Here is a 17,955-nt window from a genome sequence, read left to right on the forward strand (position 1 = left end):
GTTCACATACATTATAATACCTATTGTATGCGCTGTCAATAGTTTTCTTAAAAAAATAGAACCGGTTTCAATTTTGTTTAAAAAAAGAACAGCCACATCAACTGTTCTTGTCTACAACACTTTGGCGTTTTATCAATTCAAACGGAATAATCTGCAATTGGCTGACTGGCTTGTCATGAATCATTTGCAAAATTGTCTCTGCACTGATTCTTCCTGTATTATACCAGTCAAATTTAACTGTTGTTAGCGGCGGATTTAACAATTCACTCGTTTCGTAATCACCAAAACCAGTAACCGATACATCCTTACCAATCACTTTTTTTGATGATAAAAATAATTTATAAACACTTTGTGCGATACGGTCTGTTGCGCAAATAATCGCATCTGGTAATTTATCTTCTTCTAAATAATTTTCAAGAATATGGACAGATTCCTCATAGTAATAACTAGAAAAAACAAAGTCAACATTTGTCACGCCACCTGATGCCAATCCATCAACAACACCAATTTTTCGTTCTTTACCGACCGCCTTATCATTCTCGTCAACCCATACACCAAGCACAGATTTTACACCACTTTCAGCAATCAGCTGTCCAATTGCATAGCCAGCATTATAATCGTCATTAACAACCGTTTTAAGTCCTTCGTATTTTTGACCAATAAAAAGCACTGGTTGTTCAATGCTTTCAACAACTTTCTGGTGCTGCTTGGTAATCCCTGTAGAAATAACCAAAATGCCGTCAACGTTCATTTTACTGAGTCTTTCAATGCTACGAATTTCTTCTTCTGTTGAGTGGTCTGTATGTAGGATTAAAGGATTGTAGTGATTTTCTTTCAAATAAGCCACAATCACTTCAACAATTCGAGGAGTAGTTACTGAGTTAAATCCTGGTACCACAAGACCAATAATTTTACTACTTTTCGCACTTAATCGTGCAAATAAATTTGGTTCATAGCCATGTTTTGAAATAATTGCTTGAATACGATTTGCTGTTTCTTTTTTGACACTTCCACCGTTTAAATAGCGTGATACAGTACTTTTAGCTACGCCCGCAAGTTCTGCAATATCACTAATCGTTAATTTCTCTTTCATGTTATATTCTTAAACTTTCGTATAATATTTTTAAGTTATCAATATAGTCATTATAACATATCATGATGTGTGAGCCAGTTTTTCAATAAAAAAAATCCAGCAGAAGATTCTACTGGATATTATCTATTTATACTCTTATTTTGCTAGGCTTGCTGCACGTTTTAGTGAAGCATCAATATTTTCACAAAGATTTTCTTGACCAACTTTTTCGATAAAGCCAGCTTTTTCCATCACATGATAAGGTTGTTTATTCACGTGAGAAAGAATCAATGTCATGCCACGTTTTTGGCAAATTTCAAGTGTCTCCTCAAGAGCTTCAAGACCTGAAATGTCCATTGCAGGCACATTACGCATACGAAGAATTAAAACATTTTTACCTTCTTCGTGATTAAAATTAAGGAAATCATTTGCAGCTCCGAAGAACAATGAACCAAAGATTTCATAAACAACTGTGTTGCTTGGCACATGTTTCAAATCTGTATTTTCAGATAGTTCAGCATCATCAAAGCTATCTTTATCAACCCATTGACGAACTGCTGCGACGTCTGACATGCGTTTTAGGAATAGGAAGGCAGCCAAAACCATACCAAATTCGATGGCAACAACAAGGTCAAAGAAGACTGTCAATACAAGTGTAATCACCAAAACAGCAATATCACTCTTAGGTGCTTTTTTAAGCATGTGGACAAATGTTCGCCATCCGCTCATATTGTAAGCAACCATAATCAAAATCGCAGCTAGACAACTCATTGGAATAAGTGACGCATATGGCATCAAGAACAAAAGAATTAAAAGTAGAGTTACAGCATGGGTCATACCAGCAATCGGTGTACGACCACCATTTTTAACGTTTGCTGCTGTACGAGCAATCGCACCTGTTGCAGGAATACCACCAAATAATGCAGACATCATGTTACCAAAACCTTGAGCAACCAATTCAGCATTTGAACGGTGGTGGCTACCAATCATACCATCTGAAACCACACATGATAGAAGTGATTCGATTGAAGCCAAGATTGCAATCGTAAAGGCTGGAGAAATCATTTGACGGACAAGACCAAATGATAATTCAGGCATTGTAAATGCAGGTAAACCAGCTTTGATAGTGTACAAGTCACCAATTGTTTTAACTGATAAGTGACCAAAACCAACAATCGCTGTTGTCACGATGATAGCAACAAGTGAACCTGGAATTTTTTGTGAAACACGTGGCCAGAAGATTTGGATAAGCAATGCAATCATACCAATCATTAATGTTGGCCAGTTAATTGTATTCATATGTTGAGCATATGCAACCATTTTTTCGATAAACTCAGCTGGAACAGCACCCATACTAAGACCGAAGAAATCTTTAAGTTGTCCAACAAAAATCCCAACAGCAATACCCAAAGTAAATCCAACTGTGATTGTTTTAGGGATGAATTTAATCAAATCTCCAAAATGAAGCAATCCCATGATAATCATCATGATACCAGCTAAGAATGTTGCAATTGTAAGGCCTGCCATACCATATTGAGCAATGATACCGTAAATAATAACAACAAATGCTGCTGTTGGTCCGCCGATTTGGACACGGCTACCACCTAAAAATGAAATAAAAAAACCTGCAACAACGGCAGTATAAAGACCTTGTTCTGGATTAACACCTGATGCAATCGCTAAGGCAATTGACAATGGTAGGGCAATGATTGCCACAATAATCCCTGCAACAAGGTCTTTTGCAAACTGCGCACCCGAATAATCTTTAAGAGTACTAAACAGTTTTGGCTTAATATACTTAAAAGCGTCCATCTTTTCCTCCTACTTTTATTTGTTCTCAGACGCTCACGAGAACCGACGTTACCATTTTATCACACCGAAAGTTAGAATTCTAGGGATATTGCTATAAAAAATTGCAATATTTGCCCCTTTTTCGCCCCTCTAACGGCTTTTATTTAAAATTTTAGACTAAAAACTCTGAAACTCGAAAATGAAAGCGTTACACGTCGCTATATGCTTTTTTCGAGAATTTAAAAAAATCTACTGTAAATAATATTCTGATTTTTTCATAAAAAATATCTGAGATTTTCACCTCAGATATTAATTTCTACAAAATCTCTACAATTTCAAATTCTTCAAAGACGACTGGCATTTGCTCTGAAAAATGATAACCAAGCATCTCTCCCTCACGAGTAAAGAAACGCTCATGTCCTTTTTTCCAAGATTCAAGTGTCTCATCTTCTCCTTCAAGCTTAGCAAGGTCATAAGTGATTTCTCCATAAGGAAGAATGTGTAGTTTCTTTGTTCTCACCACACAACGAGGATTGCCATCCCAGTCAGTAATAACACTCAACTCTCCCTCTTTTGGCATACTTTCATCGCCAAGCTCAAAGGCTGCTAAACTGCTAGACGTTGCTCGTTTCTGCCCCTTTAAAACCAACTCAAGCAAACTATTACAGGCATCTTCAGTCAACTCGAAATGCCATTTTTCAAGATTTTCAATATTCATTTTACTTTTCCTTTTACATTAATTAAATATTTTATTTTCAACTTATCATCTACAAAATCGTCAAAAACAATGCTGAACAATTTTCACTTTTGACAAAGCCGGCATTTTCATAAAAGTTGATTTCTTTATTATAGCCAATCACGGCAAGTTTCATAAATGTCTTGTATTTTTCTTTGACAAGTTGAAGCAAATGACTGCCAATAGTACGATCCTGATAATCAGAGTCTACAAGCAAGTAATGAATATAAGCATCCATCACCCCATCATCCATGACACAAATCAAGCCAACTAATTTGCCACCATCCCACGCTGAATAAACGGTGTTAAAATTCTGCATAGCAAGAACTAACTTTTCAGGATAGTGCCCCGATGACCATTCCACCGAAAGGAACAAACGCTCCAAGTCACTGCACTTGAAATTATGGATAGATTTGTATTCAATATCAGCTGCCATACTACAACCTCTTTCTTTGCTCAGCTAAGTCTTCTCGGTCATTTATCACGCGCGTTATTCTTCAAATGCGCATCAATATAATCAAAAAATGGTTTCTTTTTGACATCAAAAACATGGTTTTCATACCATGTGTAGGACTCTTTTAAGCCGATTGCTAGCGGTGTTAAATCTGGCAAGAGCTTTTTTTGTCTTTCAACATCTAAAAAGAACTCATAATCGTAAAAACTAAAGTAATTGCGCTGGTTGACCTCATCAAAAACCTCAATAAATTCTGGAATTTTATTGCTGCAAGCGTAACAGAGCTTTACCCACTGACGAACACTTATGGCTTCGCTATTTCCAACATTGTACAGGTGTTCTTTTGGCTGATTTTTGATGATTTTTTCCATCATACGACACAAATCCTTGATATAAAAGAATTGTAATTTTAATTCACCTCGGCGTGGCAGATAAAAAGGCAAACCATCTTTGGCGCAATCAAAGACAAATGCTTCGCGATAGACATTATTCATCGGTCCATACAAATAAGGTGGACGTAAAATATAAGCATCTGGAACAAGCTCAAGTAATCTCTTTTCAGCTGCAATCTTGTCTAAACCATATTGTCCCCAAAACTTATTATCCCCAAGTTGAGAGGTTTCTAAAAATGGCTGTGCTCCATCATCTGGATAAACAGAACTTGAACTAATCATAATGTACGTTCCAAATGAACCAAGCGCTTCGATGAGACAAGAAATATCAGAAGCGTTGTGAGCTGTCACATCTAAAATGACGTCAAATTGGAGACTTTTCAGTCGATTGCCTAAATCGTATCTATCAGCTTGAATCAAAGTCACACCATCGACTTGCTTTTTGCTATTTCGATTAAGTACATAAACATCATAGCCTTGTTTCACAAAGTAATCCGCCGTATACTTGCTAGCAAAAACTGTTCCACCCGTCACGAGCACTGTTCTCATCCTAGAAACCTCCTTCTAATTATCAGAATATTATGATACCTGCATTGTAACACAAAAAAACAGCAGTTACAAAGAACTACTGCTTTTCTTTCTATATTATTAGTCTATTTTAGAGAGTAAATGAAACAATTGCTGCTTTACTATTAATGTTTCTTTTTAGGTTGTTCTTCCTGACTTTTGTTTGAATTATCTACACCGCAACCATCTAAACCACAAACCATTCCTTTTCCATTAAAATCAGTCAGATTTGAATCTTTCAAAAAATCAGTGTTAATTTTCATCATTTGATTTTTTCCTTTCTTCTGCTAGAACTTGCTTCAATGCTGTTTCCATATATTCATATGGTTGTGCACCTGAAATACCATATTTTTGATTCAATACGAAAAATGGGGCACTTGATACACCTGATTGGTAGGCTAAGTTCATATCTGCTTTAACCTCAGTTTCAAATTGATTACTATCCAAAAAATTCAAAGTGCTAGCAGATGGTAACCCAAATGAACTAGCAACACGAATTAATTCATCTTTGCTAGCAATGGAAACATGTCGTTCAAAATACAGTTGATAAAGAGCACTAATAAGCTCTTGCAATTTATCTTTACTTAATTGAGTTTCTGCCCACTTGATAAGACGATGAGCAAGCATTGTATTAGTTGGAATAGCTCCAGCCATATCAATATGAAGACCTTCTTTTTCACCCATGCTGGCTATATAATCAAATTGAGACTGCGCATCTTCTTTGGACATGTGGTGAGATGTAGCAAATTGTGTCAACATGCTCTCTGTTGTTTCTTGTGGCGCATAAGGGTTTAGCTGAAATGCTCTCATTTTAAGATCATTTGGATTCAGACCAACAGCTTTCATAGCTCGTTTCATGCGGGTTGCTCCGATATAGCAAAAAGGGCAAGCGATATCGGACCAATAAGTAATATTCATAATTGTCTATCCTTCTAAATTAAAGTTCTTGCTTGGACACTAATTTCCCATTTTCAAAAAATAAAATTGTCGTTTCAGTTGGTTTTAAGTGATAAAGCGATAATAGTTTAGGCACTTGAAAAACATCTGCTTGATAAAGTGCTAGAGAATGATTTTTAGCATCGGCGACTGATTTGCTTAATTTGAGTGATGAAATGCTGCATTGATTTGAGGATGTTATCAAGCAAATGTCTTTTTTATCTTGCAATAGTTCTTCAAGTTCAATACTTGATGTTATTTTTTCAATCATAACTTATTAATAAATTCAAACGCATCTAGTGCAGCAATAGCTCCGCTGCCTGCTGAAGTGATGGCTTGTTGATATTTAGGGTCTTGAACATCTCCTGCCGCAAAAATTCCTTGAACTGAAGTCTTCGAATTACCTGGTTGTGTTTTTATATATCCGTTCCTATCAAGAGCTAACTTTCCATTAAGGAATTGTGTATTAGGTTGATGTCCTATAGCAACAAAAAGGCCATCTGCAGTTAAATGTTCAATTTCACCAGTTTTATTATTCTTTACGTCGATTCCTGTTAGACCGAACATATCAGAATAAATTTTAAGAGGGGTATAATCCAATTTAAATAAAATTTTTTCGTTTTTTCTCGCACGATCTGCCATAATTGCTGATGCTCTTAGTTGACTTCTTCGATGAATAACAGTCACTTTGTTTGCAAAACGTGATAAATACAAAGCTTCTTCCATCGCTGCATCTCCACCGCCAACTACGATAACTTCACGTTCTTTATAAAAGAAAGCATCACAAGTTGCACAAGAGCTAACACCTTTTCCGATAACTTCTTGTTCACCTTCGATTCCAAGAAACTTTGCACTAGAACCAGTTGCGATGACAATCGTACGAGTTTTGATAACATCTCCCGTATCAACATAAACTTCGAAAGGTGACTTACTCCCTTCGATTTTATCAACATTTCCAAAAGTCATTTTTGCACCATACTTAACAGCCTGCTGGCGCATTTTTTCAACCAATTCACTACCATCTACACCATTTTCAAATCCAGGGTAATTTTCTACAAGAGACGTCGTAGTTAATTGTCCACCTTTAGAATAACCGGTAATCAATTGTGTCTTTAGACCTGATCGTCCTAGATATATCGCCGCCGTATATCCAGCCGGACCAGAACCTATAATAACCGCATCGTACATATTTCTCTCCTACAAGTGACTTTCAATTTTATCAGATAAAACTTTCTTTGCCTGAACTCCTAGTGTTGCATCTACTGGTTTACCATTTTTAAATAAGATTACGGTAGGAATTGAGCGAATATTAAATTGCTGAGCCAATTCTGGAGATTCATCTACATCAACTTTTGAAACACTTGCTCTACCCGAAAAATCTTCAGATAGTTCTTCAATAATCGGTTCCATCACTTGGCAAGGTGGGCACCATGTTGCACCAAAATCAACCAAAGTAACACCTGATTGAATATCTTGTTCAAACGACTTTGTTGTTATTTGTTTTACCATAACGTTAACCTATTCAATGATTTTATTGAATATCCTTTCTAAAAAATAATTGAGCAAAAATTCGCTCTTTTATTATTCAATTACTTTATTGAATAGTTGAATTATACCACTCTAAAAAAATAATACAAGTATTTTATTCTTTTTTTACAAAAAAAGTCGGAAGAAATTTCCAAATTTCATTAATTATATTATTCTAAACGCCATTTCCAGTCAGCGAATCCTTTATTTAAACTGTAAGTATTGTAGCCCATCTCCTGCAAATCTTTAGCAAAATAGTTAGCATATCCACAAACACGACCTCGACAATAGACAATGATTGTCTTATCCAAAGGTAGATTTGATTTTTTTTCATCAAATTCATCAAACGGTATGTTAATAGCATTCGGTAAGTGACCTGCTTCATACTCTTCATAAGGTCTTGTATCAATCAAAAGTACATTTTCATCTTTAGCCATATCAATAGCATCTTGAAGGTTAATCTGATGTACTCCTGAAACTTCATCATAGTTCTTTTCTATGGCATTAATCTCAGCTAACTCTTCCTCACCAACTTCAAATAATAAAAGTAATAACTGAGCAATTTTCTTAGAAGCAAGACTATAACGAATGTAATTTCCTTCACGACTTGTAACAACAAGGTGTCCTTCCTTAAGAATTTGTAGATGTCTTGAAGTGTTGGCAACAGACATTTCCGTTGCACGCGCAATTCCTTCTACTGATTTTGGACCTTGAGATAATATATTTAAAATTTCAATTCTTTTTTCACTACCTAGTCCTTTTGTTAGGCGAGATAGTTCATGATAAAGATTATCTTTATAAGACAAAATGTTATTTTTCATAAATAAAAAACTCCTAAAGTATTCAATCAAATAGTAAAATTTTTATGCCATATTGTCAACTAATATCCGCTATAAACTCAATCATAACAAAAAAACAGCAGTTACAAAGAACTACTGCTTTCACTGTTAATCTTCTTAGTTTCCCTATAAAATTATTCGAATTCATTATCACTGTCGTCATCATCTGTACTTAGTAAAAGACCAGCGATAAGTCCGAAAGCTATCCCAAGCGACGTCCACAAGCCGATACTGTGTGTTAAGGCACCAATCCCAGCTCCGATAAGGACACCAATACACATTGCAACTGCAACTCCACGTTCTCTATTCATAATACTCTCCTCCTAAATTTAAAAGCTATTATCCCCTAATCATTTAAAAATTTGACTTATTTATCCTCCAATCTTGAAACTAATTTTAAAAATTTTTTATCATTCATTTGCTCATTTGTTACGTAATCACCATTATAAAAAAGAGCATAAGTTGTAATCGGTGTCGGTGCCGACCTTGCTTCTTCCTTGCTAGTAAGATGGATAGCTTTAAAAGTAATCCCGTGCTCTTTAGCAGTTTCTTCTAATATTGGAACGTACTTTGCATTAAACGGGCACTGGCTCGTGTAATATAAAACGTAACCTTTTTCTTCTACCTGAGGGTGTTTGGCACAGTCTTTAAAACTTGGCACAACAGCATCATCATCAAATGGCAAGTACCAAAGTTGAATACCATTATCAGCCTCATCAGCCACCTTAAAGCCTTTGTGTTTTAGATACTTTGGGTCAGCAAGAAATGGTTTCTTTTTAGCAGCTGCTAAAATGCATAAGCCCTTCTTTTCCTTAGACTTACTGTCAGCGATGCAAGTCTCAAGCAAATCATTCGAATAGCCGTGTCCTTTAAAACTCCCCGAAACCCAAAGACAATCAATATACATGTAATCTCTAGCTTCAATCGGATTCCAGGCATTTTCAGCAGGAATATACTCGATAAAACATTTACCACGCTCGATACTTTTAAAAAACACCAGTCCATCATCAAAACGCTCAGAAAGCCAAGCTTTTTTAGACGCCACTTGCGCATCCTTGTTATTTGAAAGGGCACAGCAAATATGCTCTTCTTCTAAATTTTCTTTTGTTACTTGGATGTATTCCATGCTAATACCTCCCTAAAGAAAACGCTATCATTGTTATTTTCATTATATCAAAAACACTATAATCTTTCAAAAGAAAACTGAACTCACTTGATTTTTACGGAATTTTGACAAATAAAACCCAGACAAAAATAGATTGTCTGGGTTATTTTACATGTTTCATCCTACTAACCATTACTAAATTTCCAAGATAAAATAGGATAACGTAACCTAATAAGGCTAGAAAACTTGGAAGTTCAAATTCAAAAATTAAGTTAATTGGAAGTGCAATTGGCATCCAAAGCACGTTTAGAAAAGCTTTGTTTGTCGCAAAAACGATAAACAAACATTCGACAAACGCAATCAATAAATTGCCACCTTTTCCCATAAATAGACTCAAAAACATATGAAAATGATTAAGCATAACTAGCAGCAAGCAAATAATCAAGCCAACATAAGCAAAATGAGAAACATTATTAACTTCAACACCAACTGCTAACCAAAGTATAAATGTAGGAATTATCAGTATCAAATCAGTCCCAAAAAGTTTCATTGTCCAAATGGTCAGTTTGTGTTTTTCACTTCTGATGTTTTGAAAATGATTGGCATCCATTTCTTGCTCGTGTAGTAAAATAGACACGATACTCATCACAATACAATAACCAAGCATGTATATGAAAACAAGATTTTCTAGAATAATCGGATTATGAACAAGCAAAACATACGGCAAAATTGTCGCTAATTGTAAAACTGAAAGCACTAATATTAAGTAACAAGCATAGGAATTCTTCCATTTTAGCAGTTCACTTTTTAGATAATTCATCATTGCTCAACCTCCATTTCAATAAAAATACTGCAATCACACACATTAAACATGATAATGCAAGAGAAGTTACAATCAGCTGAACATCAACCACTCCTACAACATCTAAATCACCTGACGGTTTTAATCGCATCATGCCATAAGCAATTTTATAGTGATAAGTATAAGAAAAAACATACCAAATTGGTGTTTGTGCTAAAAAAGGCGCAACCAGTAGGCAAATCAATGAATTTCCTGCCAATAAAAGGTAAGGGCTCAACCATTTTGACAAGAAATAAAGAAAAGGTAGATTCCAGATGGAAGCTAACATAATCAAAAGTAGACAAAGAAAATCCTTGCTGATATTTACAGTCATCACTCCTAAAAATAAAAGTGAAACAAGGTAGAAAATCACTGTAAAGATTACCGTTGCCATAAAAATATCCTTCACTTTTAAAACCAGCTTAGCAAGATAAATCTTAAACATTTCTTTTCCTAGATGAATATTTTGAAAATGCCCCGCTTTTTCTTCTGCTTTATAGTCGTAAAGAAACAATAATCCGATTAAAGTGTACAAAAAGATAGCTTCCCACCAATAGACCGAAAAGCTTTCTAAAAGGCTGTAACCAGAAAGCAATACCGCAATAAAAATCGTCAAAAAAGGCACAAAGAATAATAATTTTTTATCTGAACTCGACTTTTGCTTTAACCATTCTGATTTCAATATCTTTTTCATCCTAAACACCTCCGTGAACGATTTTAAAGAATAATTTTTCCAAATCATCATCGTGAGTGTTAGCTTCATCGTAGAAAATTTCACCATTATGTAAAATGACAATCCGGTCAGCAACTTTACTCACTTCATGGAGCTGATGACTCGATAAAAGAATTGTCATGCCACTACTTTTCAAATGAGAAATCAAATCCAATAATTCCTTAATCCCATCTGGATCTAAACCATTTGTCGGCTCATCCAAAATCAAAAGGTCAGGATTGGTTATTATCGCCATACCAAGACCCAAGCGTTGTTTCATCCCTAGTGAAAAGTGCCCTGCTTTTTTCTTACCTGTATGAGATAATCCAATCAACTTCAGCACTTCTCTGATTCGAACGTCAGAAATATCATATAAGAGTGCGCGTGTTTTCAGATTATCAAAAGCTGACAAATTCATATAAATCGCTGGTGATTCTATAAGAGCACCGATGTTAAAATCTGCACTAGATTTTTCACTAATCTTTTCTCCATTAAAAATAACTGCACCGCTATCAGCTTTTTCCAAGCCGAAAATAATTTTCATAATAGTTGATTTACCAGCACCATTAACGCCAAGCAAACCACAGACACTTCCTTTTTCAATATCAAATGAAATACCTTTTAATATCTCTTTATCTGTAAAAGACTTTTTCAAATTTTTAACTTGAATAACCATAAGTCTTCCTCCTTTTTATAGATTAACTATACCGAGACTTTTTCAGGATTTGTTCAGAAAAAGAAAATAGCACCTAAAAAAGATGCTATTTTTTAATAGATAAACTAACTGTCGCTCCACCCGTTGGGGGATTTTGTAAAACTAGTTTTCCGTGATGTTTTTTAGCGACTGCTTGTGCAAATGACAGACCAATGCCATAATGCTTGTTACTTCTGCCTTTATTTTCTGTGTAAAAAAGGTTATCTGCACTCTCTAAAGCTTCTTTTGTAAAAGCAGGTCCGTTATTCCAGACGGTAAAAGTCAGAAAATCTTCTTTCTCAATCACTGAAAGTGTTACTTTTTTGTGACCCGAACTATATCTTGCAGCATTTGACAAAATATTAATCAGCGCACGACTTAAATTAAGTTGATTTCCTTTGAAAATTTCAGAGTTCACGCGCTTAGTTACACCAAATTCAGCTCCCTGCGCATCCATGATTGCCCTTGCTTCGGTAGTCAGTTCTTCTAAAAATTCTGATAAGCAAAGCTCTTCCTGATAATTTTTTTCTTCTACCAACAAGCGAGAATAATGAATCATGTCATTAAAATATTTCTCAAAAGTTTGGATACTGTTATTAGCTGAAGTCAGAAATTCTAACTGTCCTTTTGTTAAGCCAGTCATTTCAAGCAACTCCAAATTTCCCTTTAAAACTGTCAAAGGAGTCTTGATATCGTGAGCCAAAGCTGCCACTTGAAAGGACAAATCTTTCTTTGCTTTTCGCTCTGCCTGAAGCAAAGCAACTAGCTCCGCATCTTTCTGGTAAAGCATTGATAAAATGTCATTGAACTCTGTCATTTCAGTCTGAGAATGTTTGATTGCTACTTCAGGCTGTCCCATATTCATAGAAATCTCTTGAATTAATCGAAAATTTTTAGTGAATTCCTTTAAGAGCCTTGAAACTGACCAAACGACTAAAATGAGCTCTAGTATCAAGAAAAACAAATATGAAAAACTGTTAAACGATAAATGCCTTAACCTAGGATTGACAAATTCAGGCAAAGTCGGACACCTAACGATAAGCACATAGTTTGAATTACTGAATTTTGCATAGCGAATCGTTCCAAAATCCTCAGACCTGGCATGATTAAAAGCAGCTCTATAGCAGCCATAGTCTTCTCTCTGATACTTACCTGAGCTGATTTTTCCAGAAGACTTTTCAAATAATATATAATCAAAAGTCGTTTGGTTTAACCGCTTAGCAATCTTCTCAGCAGAGGCACTATCTTTAATATCAACTTTAAAATCAGAACCGTAACTATTTAGTTGACCAGTCATCGCTAAAACATAGCTGAGTAAAAAGAGCACAAAAATATTAAGCACCGTCCCAATCACTATCTCAGAAACGCAACGTAAGACTCTTCTTTTTATTGAATACTGCTTAGTCATACCATTTATATCCCATTCCCCTTACAGTCTTAATCGGATTAATATCATATGCAGAAAATTTCACCCTTATCTGATAAACATACTCTGATATCGAGCGAAATAGCGCATCTGCCTCATCGTCGTAAATGTGACTATAAATATCTTCCCGCGTAAAAACTTTATTGCGATTGGCTGATAGCAAATCCAGAAAATCATATTCTCTGCTGGTTAACGGGACAATATTGCCATTAACACAGACTGTTTTTTCCTGCAAGTAAAATGTAATCGGCAGCAGTTCACGGACAACTTTCTCATCAGATTCAGCCTGCCTAAAGCGTTCTTCACGTTTTAAATGCGCAGCAACCTTAGCCACCAACTGCTTCACACTAAATGGTTTTGTAATATAATCATCCCCACCAAGATTTAAACCAGTGACAATATCATCTTCTTCGTCTTTTGCACTCACAAAAATAATCGGCGCACTCACTTTGTCACGAATCTGTCTGCAAACTTGCAAGCCATCAATATCAGGCATCATAACATCAAGTAAAATCAAGTCAAAGCCTTGAAAATCCTTACTATTTAGCGGTAAGGTTATTCCCTGATAAGTTGTCACATCGTAATTTTTCATCTCCAAAATCGTACGCATCAATTTCAAAATCTCAAAATCATCATCTACAACTAAAATTTTATACATCATATCTCCTAATTAACACTCAAGTAGACTTTTTAGTGCCAGTTTATCACCATTACTTCAGAATTTGTTCAGTACACTGAGTCATAGATTTTCCAAAAGCTCTTTCACGTATAAATCTGGTTGATTAATAGAATACTGACCGTGAGCTAAACCAGATTTGATTTCAAGATGGCTGTCTGGCAAAATAGCGTGAAGCATTTTAGCTGAAGCATGCATCTTTTTAGTTTCTTTTTCTCCCACAATAATGCGAACACGCGCTAACGAATTCTTCAAATTTTTCTTTACTTGATACAAGCTACTTGCTTTTGTAAAAGCAATCAAATTTTGCTTGGAAAGTTTTGCCGTGTCCTCATAATAATGCTCAAACAAATCAGCTCGAATGCCAAGATAACGAAACTGCATCTTTGCAAACCACTTCTTCTTAATCAAAGGAAAACTCATCGAAAATAGCGGAGCGACCAAACCTGCTGTCAATTTATCTGGAATAATGGCAGCACTTTCTACAATAGCGTACTGACAAATATCTTTTCGCAAAGCAAGCATGTCTAAAAGAATCTGACCACCTAGCGACAAGCCAGCAATCAATAAAACCGAACCGCCATATTCTTTATCGATGTAAGCTAGCAGCTGCTTGGTACTTGCTTCTATACTGATAAAATCAGCGTTGCTACCAGCATGCCCGTCAAGAATCGGAACGACCACATGATAGTTTTTACACAGCAGCTCCATCTGAGATTGATACTGCCACCAAGACAAACCGCCACCATGAAGTAACACGATAACTTCTTGATTTTCTTGACCAACTTCAATAATCTTCATCACAATCTCCTACCCAAAATGCTAACAAAAAAGACCAAAAGTCCTAGGTAAAATAACAACACAACTAATCAAGTACCTGTTATCATATTACCATACTTTTGGTTTTATTTGATGGGGGTAATGTTTTTATATGAGATATAATCCCAATGTTACGCTTCACTAGTTTTTCGACACCCCGAGCCCTACTTCGCTGTTTCAACAGCTCGTACAAGCAGTGATACTACCTCAACATGGTGCGTATTCGGGAGTGCAACTATCTAGCAGATAGTTGCAGCAGCTTGCCTTAAAATTCAAAAGCAAGCTAAATTCTTATTCTGCGTTTTTAACTAGTAAACTTACACATTCAACATGGTGCGTATTCGGGAACAAATCTACTGGTTGTACTTTTTGGAGTTTGTAGCCAAGTTCTTGGTAAAGTTTGATGTCACGCGCCATAGTTGCTGGGTTACATGAGATGTAAGTGACTTTTTCTGGTTGCATGGCTACGCTTGCTTTGATAAAGTTTTCTGTCAAGCCTTTACGTGGTGGGTCAACCAAAATGACGCTTGGTTTTATGCCATTTTTGCTCCATGTCGCCATAGCATGCTCTGCCGAATCAGCAACATAATGCGCATTAGTAATGCCATTAAGTGCAGCATTGCGTTTAGCATCTTCGACCGCTTCTTCAATCACTTCAACACCATAAACTGCTTTGACATTTTTGGCAAATGAAAGTCCAATTGTTCCAATACCAGAATAAGCATCAATCACGATATCATCAGCCGTCAAATCAGAAAAATCAATAGCAGTTTGATAAAGTTTTTCAGCCATTTCAGTGTTAACTTGGTAGAATGAGCGCGCTGAGATTTCATATTGATTGCCAAGCATGCTATCAACAATCGTATCTTTTCCATAAAGCGTTCTAAAGTCATTACCAAAAATCGCATTGGTATTTTTATCGTTGATATTTTGAACGATTGATTTTACTGCTGGGAATTCAGCAACAATTTTTTCAATGATTTGCTCGATGCGGAAAATTTTCGGACGTGTTGTGACAAAGACAAGCATCATTTCACCAGAATAGTGTCCACGGCGAACGACCAAGTTACGAATCAAACCAGTTTGCTCTTTTTCATCATAAGGTTTGAGGTCAAAACGACGAAGCAAATCACGTGTAAAATTAATCAAACGGTCAATCTCTTTATTTTGGATGTAAAAATCAGAAATTGGCATCAAATCGTGTGAATGTTTACGGAAGAAACCAGTTTCTAGTTGTCCATTAACACGACGAACCGGCACTTGCGCTTTGTTACGATAAGCGTATGGATGCTCCATTCCAAGCGTCTCAGCCACTTCAATATCTGAGATACCAGCTGTTTTGTAAAGATTATCCGCTACTTGTTTGCGTTTAAATTTGAGTTGTTCTGAATACGCAAGGTGACCAAAATCTGCGATTCCTGTACGCAAGTAGTCAACATTCAAATCTTGATTGCGGTGCTCAGAAATGGTCAAATATTTTTCAACTTTACCAAATCCAATATTTTTCTTCACCTTCAAGACGCGCATTTTGATTTTTTCACCTGGAAGAGCATTTTCAACAAAAAAGACAAAGCCATCAACCTTGGCTACTCCAGCTCCTTCATGTGATAAATCTGTGATTTCAACCTCAACAATGCTATTTTTTTCTAACATATTTTCCTTTCAACAAGCCTGTAAGTTCAAGCTTCTAATAATCAATTCTCATTCGGTTACTTTTCTCAAAAAAAGAGAAGCATAACTGCCTCTCTATTATATCATATCTCATCTAGCGTAAGCCCAGATCTTTCAACTCTTCTTGATATTTATTAAAATCAATCGAAATACCTAGACCACCATACATGTCATAATCATCTGTCCAATCCCCTTCTTCAGGAATCGTCTTTTGCTCAATACCTTTTTTGCCGCTCGTCACTACACCCAAACCTTCTTTTACAAGAAATGGATAAGAAACGTTGGTTGAGGTAAGGGCATAAATTTTTCCGATTGCAGCTGAACCTGTAAAGAGTTTTGATGGGTCTTTAATCTGGCTAACGATTGCTGAGATGACTTGTTGCTGACGCTGTGTGCGTCCATAATCTCCGTCATCATCCTTACGGAAACGTGCATAATTTAGCAAAGTCCTACCATCCATCTTTTGCTCACCGACTTCAATGGTTTGGTTTGGAACGGTTCCATCAGGTTGCATATTAAGATCATCAGGGACTTCTACAGATGATACTTCTTGACCATCAACTGTACCAAACTTAGCATCAATGTCGACACCATTAGGGAATAGCGTGTTAATTGCTTCAGCAAATGTCTCAAAATCAACCATAACATAATACTTGATATTAATATCAAAATTATCCTTCAATGTTTTTCGCATCAACTCTGCACCTTGACTCTCATCTTGTTCGCCGATATTAAAAGCAACGTTTAATTTTTGGTCATTAGCATAGTCGTTATAGCTGACACCGTTAATATTGACAAGAGTATCACGCATAAAGCTAACTAGCTTTACTTTTCCTTCTTTGTTGCCGATGTTTAAAACCATAATGGTATCTGTTCTGGCATCTGATGACCCTTGAGAAACTCGCTTGTCACTACCAAGAATCAAAATATTCGTTCCATCCTTGCTATCTTGACCACTGAAAGGTTCAGTAACAGCTGCTGAATAATTCGTTTCACCACTTGAGACTTCTTTTACCCCATGAAAAAACATGTAAATCATTCCTGCCATAACCAAAACGATTAGCATGGCAAAAAATTGTAAAAAATGTTTCAAACGTTTTTTACGTTTCTTCTTTTTAGACTTTTTTACTTTTTTGACAGGCTTGTCATCAATGCCTTCGTAATAGTCTAGATAAGAAGACTTTTTTGGCTTTTTTTGATGTTTACGCTTAGGACGTGGAGCTTTTTCAAACTTTGGATATTTAGGCAAACCTTGTGAGGTTACCTGATCATCATAGCTATCATATCCAGAATAATCATCATAATCTACATAAGCAGCACTATCTTCATAATCGTCATAGTAATCATTATTATAATCATCGTAATAGCCATAATCGTCATACTGGTCATCATATGTCTCGTTATAGGCAGACGAAGAGTAATTTGATGTCTGGTGCATACTCATCAATTTTTTCTGATAAAGATAATCAAACTCTTCTTTTTGTTGGGCATTCAGATATTCTAAATTGCCCAAAAGATATTGATACCTTAATTCTTCATGTCGACTTAATCTATTATTTGCCATATCTTATACCACTCTTTCATTCTAGCTAACTAAAGTCAGTACAAGTTTAACGAAACGACTATATTATTATTATACTAAAAAATGGCAGCGCTTGCTACTATGGGCACAATCCTATCAAAAAAACACCTAATTT

The 17,955-nt window shown here is 35.8% G+C and carries 21 protein-coding genes; all 21 read right to left on the reverse strand.

Annotation, left to right across the window (positions count from 1 at the left end; genetic code table 11):
* Positions 1-97: 97 nt before the first annotated feature.
* The 21 genes from ACNTMY_RS05905 to ACNTMY_RS06005 all read right to left on the reverse strand — a co-directional run bounded on the left by ACNTMY_RS05905 (position 98) and on the right by ACNTMY_RS06005 (position 17,822).
* Positions 98-1,093, reverse strand: coding sequence for a LacI family DNA-binding transcriptional regulator (locus tag ACNTMY_RS05905; RefSeq protein WP_423215748.1), 996 nt, complete (start codon positions 1,091-1,093; stop codon positions 98-100).
* Between the two features lie 135 nt (positions 1,094-1,228).
* Positions 1,229-2,884, reverse strand: a complete 1,656-nt coding sequence (locus tag ACNTMY_RS05910; protein ID WP_423215749.1) for a SulP family inorganic anion transporter — start codon at positions 2,882-2,884, stop codon at positions 1,229-1,231.
* A gap of 295 nt (positions 2,885-3,179) precedes the next feature.
* Positions 3,180-3,581: an ASCH domain-containing protein gene (locus ACNTMY_RS05915; protein WP_423215750.1), complete on the reverse strand. Its 402-nt coding sequence runs from the start codon at positions 3,579-3,581 to the stop codon at positions 3,180-3,182.
* 49 nt (positions 3,582-3,630) lie between these two features.
* The gene (locus ACNTMY_RS05920) at positions 3,631-4,035 is read right to left on the reverse strand and encodes a GNAT family N-acetyltransferase (protein WP_423215751.1); all 405 of its coding nucleotides are present in this window, start codon (positions 4,033-4,035) and stop codon (positions 3,631-3,633) included.
* A gap of 38 nt (positions 4,036-4,073) precedes the next feature.
* Positions 4,074-4,994 (reverse strand): NAD-dependent epimerase/dehydratase family protein, encoded by a 921-nt coding sequence (locus ACNTMY_RS05925; RefSeq protein ID WP_423215752.1) that lies wholly within the window; start codon positions 4,992-4,994, stop codon positions 4,074-4,076.
* Positions 4,995-5,137: 143 nt separating this feature from the next.
* The gene (locus ACNTMY_RS05930) at positions 5,138-5,278 is read right to left on the reverse strand and encodes a hypothetical protein (protein ID WP_423215753.1); all 141 of its coding nucleotides are present in this window, start codon (positions 5,276-5,278) and stop codon (positions 5,138-5,140) included.
* Positions 5,265-5,930 (reverse strand): DsbA family oxidoreductase, encoded by a 666-nt coding sequence (locus tag ACNTMY_RS05935; protein ID WP_423215754.1) that lies wholly within the window; start codon positions 5,928-5,930, stop codon positions 5,265-5,267. Before ACNTMY_RS05935 ends, ACNTMY_RS05930 begins: the two co-directional genes overlap by 14 nt.
* Before the next feature lie 19 nt (positions 5,931-5,949).
* Positions 5,950-6,219, reverse strand: coding sequence for a hypothetical protein (locus ACNTMY_RS05940; RefSeq protein WP_074566488.1), 270 nt, complete (start codon positions 6,217-6,219; stop codon positions 5,950-5,952).
* Positions 6,216-7,136 carry a thioredoxin-disulfide reductase gene (gene trxB / locus ACNTMY_RS05945; RefSeq protein ID WP_134775418.1) on the reverse strand — a complete coding sequence of 307 codons (921 nt, stop codon included), beginning with the start codon at positions 7,134-7,136 and terminating at the stop codon, positions 6,216-6,218. The genes ACNTMY_RS05940 and trxB overlap by 4 nt, the downstream gene beginning before the upstream one ends.
* A 9-nt stretch (positions 7,137-7,145) precedes the next feature.
* A complete protein-coding gene (gene trxA / locus ACNTMY_RS05950) occupies positions 7,146-7,457 on the reverse strand; it encodes a thioredoxin (RefSeq protein ID WP_423215755.1) in 312 nt (103 codons plus the stop codon).
* Between the two features lie 188 nt (positions 7,458-7,645).
* Complete coding sequence (locus ACNTMY_RS05955; protein ID WP_423215756.1) at positions 7,646-8,296, reverse strand: ArsR/SmtB family transcription factor; 651 nt, start codon at positions 8,294-8,296, stop codon at positions 7,646-7,648.
* A 152-nt stretch (positions 8,297-8,448) separates the two neighbouring features.
* Positions 8,449-8,625 (reverse strand): hypothetical protein, encoded by a 177-nt coding sequence (locus tag ACNTMY_RS05960; protein WP_274657006.1) that lies wholly within the window; start codon positions 8,623-8,625, stop codon positions 8,449-8,451.
* Positions 8,626-8,681: 56 nt separating this feature from the next.
* The gene (locus ACNTMY_RS05965; RefSeq protein WP_423215757.1) at positions 8,682-9,440 is read right to left on the reverse strand and encodes a GNAT family N-acetyltransferase; all 759 of its coding nucleotides are present in this window, start codon (positions 9,438-9,440) and stop codon (positions 8,682-8,684) included.
* A gap of 142 nt (positions 9,441-9,582) precedes the next feature.
* Complete coding sequence (locus tag ACNTMY_RS05970) at positions 9,583-10,242, reverse strand: ABC transporter permease (protein WP_423215758.1); 660 nt, start codon at positions 10,240-10,242, stop codon at positions 9,583-9,585.
* Entirely contained in the window at positions 10,220-10,954 is a 735-nt protein-coding gene (locus ACNTMY_RS05975) for a lantibiotic ABC transporter permease (RefSeq protein WP_423215759.1), read from the reverse strand. The genes ACNTMY_RS05970 and ACNTMY_RS05975 overlap by 23 nt, the downstream gene beginning before the upstream one ends.
* Before the next feature lies 1 nt (position 10,955).
* Complete coding sequence (locus ACNTMY_RS05980; RefSeq protein WP_423215760.1) at positions 10,956-11,648, reverse strand: ABC transporter ATP-binding protein; 693 nt, start codon at positions 11,646-11,648, stop codon at positions 10,956-10,958.
* A gap of 85 nt (positions 11,649-11,733) precedes the next feature.
* Positions 11,734-12,963, reverse strand: a complete 1,230-nt coding sequence (locus ACNTMY_RS05985) for a sensor histidine kinase (RefSeq protein WP_423215761.1) — start codon at positions 12,961-12,963, stop codon at positions 11,734-11,736.
* 103 nt (positions 12,964-13,066) lie between these two features.
* A complete protein-coding gene (locus ACNTMY_RS05990; protein ID WP_423216870.1) occupies positions 13,067-13,750 on the reverse strand; it encodes a response regulator transcription factor in 684 nt (227 codons plus the stop codon).
* Positions 13,751-13,831: 81 nt separating this feature from the next.
* Positions 13,832-14,569, reverse strand: coding sequence for an alpha/beta fold hydrolase (locus ACNTMY_RS05995; RefSeq protein WP_423215762.1), 738 nt, complete (start codon positions 14,567-14,569; stop codon positions 13,832-13,834).
* 309 nt (positions 14,570-14,878) lie between these two features.
* On the reverse strand, positions 14,879-16,240 hold the full coding sequence (rlmD, locus tag ACNTMY_RS06000; protein ID WP_423215763.1) for a 23S rRNA (uracil(1939)-C(5))-methyltransferase RlmD: 1,362 nt from the start codon (positions 16,238-16,240) through the stop codon (positions 14,879-14,881).
* 112 nt (positions 16,241-16,352) lie between these two features.
* Entirely contained in the window at positions 16,353-17,822 is a 1,470-nt protein-coding gene (locus ACNTMY_RS06005) for an LCP family protein (protein WP_423215764.1), read from the reverse strand.
* Between the last annotated feature and the right edge of the window lie 133 nt (positions 17,823-17,955).

It is taken from the genome of Streptococcus equinus, assembly GCF_049393735.1.
Classification (GTDB): Bacteria; Bacillota; Bacilli; order Lactobacillales; family Streptococcaceae; genus Streptococcus; species Streptococcus equinus_G.

Bases quoted from the DNA above. Each gene is read 5' to 3' on its own strand.
- ACNTMY_RS05905 (WP_423215748.1), bottom strand. From the start codon at position 1,093: ATGAAAGAGAAATTAACGATTAGTGATATTGCAGAACTTGCGGGCGTA.
- ACNTMY_RS05910 (WP_423215749.1), bottom strand. From the start codon at position 2,884: ATGGACGCTTTTAAGTATATTAAGCCAAAACTGTTTAGTACTCTTAAA.
- ACNTMY_RS05915 (WP_423215750.1), bottom strand. From the start codon at position 3,581: ATGAATATTGAAAATCTTGAAAAATGGCATTTCGAGTTGACTGAAGAT.
- ACNTMY_RS05920 (WP_423215751.1), bottom strand. From the start codon at position 4,035: ATGGCAGCTGATATTGAATACAAATCTATCCATAATTTCAAGTGCAGT.
- ACNTMY_RS05925 (WP_423215752.1), bottom strand. From the start codon at position 4,994: ATGAGAACAGTGCTCGTGACGGGTGGAACAGTTTTTGCTAGCAAGTAT.
- ACNTMY_RS05930 (WP_423215753.1), bottom strand. From the start codon at position 5,278: ATGATGAAAATTAACACTGATTTTTTGAAAGATTCAAATCTGACTGAT.
- ACNTMY_RS05935 (WP_423215754.1), bottom strand. From the start codon at position 5,930: ATGAATATTACTTATTGGTCCGATATCGCTTGCCCTTTTTGCTATATC.
- ACNTMY_RS05940 (WP_074566488.1), bottom strand. From the start codon at position 6,219: ATGATTGAAAAAATAACATCAAGTATTGAACTTGAAGAACTATTGCAA.
- trxB (WP_134775418.1), bottom strand. From the start codon at position 7,136: ATGTACGATGCGGTTATTATAGGTTCTGGTCCGGCTGGATATACGGCG.
- trxA (WP_423215755.1), bottom strand. From the start codon at position 7,457: ATGGTAAAACAAATAACAACAAAGTCGTTTGAACAAGATATTCAATCA.
- ACNTMY_RS05955 (WP_423215756.1), bottom strand. From the start codon at position 8,296: ATGAAAAATAACATTTTGTCTTATAAAGATAATCTTTATCATGAACTA.
- ACNTMY_RS05960 (WP_274657006.1), bottom strand. From the start codon at position 8,625: ATGAATAGAGAACGTGGAGTTGCAGTTGCAATGTGTATTGGTGTCCTT.
- ACNTMY_RS05965 (WP_423215757.1), bottom strand. From the start codon at position 9,440: ATGGAATACATCCAAGTAACAAAAGAAAATTTAGAAGAAGAGCATATT.
- ACNTMY_RS05970 (WP_423215758.1), bottom strand. From the start codon at position 10,242: ATGATGAATTATCTAAAAAGTGAACTGCTAAAATGGAAGAATTCCTAT.
- ACNTMY_RS05975 (WP_423215759.1), bottom strand. From the start codon at position 10,954: ATGAAAAAGATATTGAAATCAGAATGGTTAAAGCAAAAGTCGAGTTCA.
- ACNTMY_RS05980 (WP_423215760.1), bottom strand. From the start codon at position 11,648: ATGGTTATTCAAGTTAAAAATTTGAAAAAGTCTTTTACAGATAAAGAG.
- ACNTMY_RS05985 (WP_423215761.1), bottom strand. From the start codon at position 12,963: ATGACTGGTCAACTAAATAGTTACGGTTCTGATTTTAAAGTTGATATT.
- ACNTMY_RS05990 (WP_423216870.1), bottom strand. From the start codon at position 13,750: ATGTATAAAATTTTAGTTGTAGATGATGATTTTGAGATTTTGAAATTG.
- ACNTMY_RS05995 (WP_423215762.1), bottom strand. From the start codon at position 14,569: ATGAAGATTATTGAAGTTGGTCAAGAAAATCAAGAAGTTATCGTGTTA.
- rlmD (WP_423215763.1), bottom strand. From the start codon at position 16,240: ATGTTAGAAAAAAATAGCATTGTTGAGGTTGAAATCACAGATTTATCA.
- ACNTMY_RS06005 (WP_423215764.1), bottom strand. From the start codon at position 17,822: ATGGCAAATAATAGATTAAGTCGACATGAAGAATTAAGGTATCAATAT.